Annotated in this window: 1 protein-coding gene; it reads right to left on the bottom strand. The window is 46.6% G+C overall.

Annotated features, from left to right (window positions below; translation table 11 throughout):
• The coding region (argA, locus tag R7R78_RS27005) for an amino-acid N-acetyltransferase (protein ID WP_225474720.1) at window positions 1-655 on the bottom strand (655 nt) is incomplete at both ends.

Below are 655 nucleotides of genomic sequence, written 5' to 3'. Positions count from 1 at the left end.
CTTACGCTGAAAGTTGTACAGCCCTTGTTTGGCTCCTGGCAAGTAATCGACTCCAACTTCGTAGAATCCTTGCTCTCTAAACCAATGTAGACTGTGGGTGGTAAGGACAAAAATCTGGTTGATGTTTTCTGATTTTGAACGATGCTTCATGTAGTTCAGCAGCAACAAACCTCGGTTGCCATCCCGATAGTCTGGGTGAATAGCAACACAGGCCATTTCAGCTTTTCGTTCTTCAGAATATGGGTATAAAGCCGCGCATCCGATGATTAAGCCATCTTTTTCAATGATGGTGAATTTACCAATCTCTTGCTCTAGCTGTTCTCTCGAACGCCTGACCAAAATGCCTTGTTCTTCTAATGGATGAATCAATTCCAAAATGCCGCCGATGTCATCAATACCAGCTTGACGAACTTGCTCTGCGCTTGCCATGACGACTTGAGTTCCGATACCGTCAAACGAGAACAACTCCTGAATCAAAGCTCCATCTACTTTGTAGCTGATGAGATGGCTACGTGGGACGCCAGCGCGACAAGCGGCGATGGAACCTTTGAGGAAACGCAAAGTGCCCGTGTTGTAATCGGAATCTGAAGCGTGGTTTTCTGAAAGCGTTTTGATGACGTGCTCTGCTTCGATAGGCAGCAACTCTGCAACGGCA

The organism is Vibrio sp. 2134-1 (genome assembly GCF_033339495.1).
This window is presented reverse-complemented; position numbering and strand designations above follow the sequence as displayed.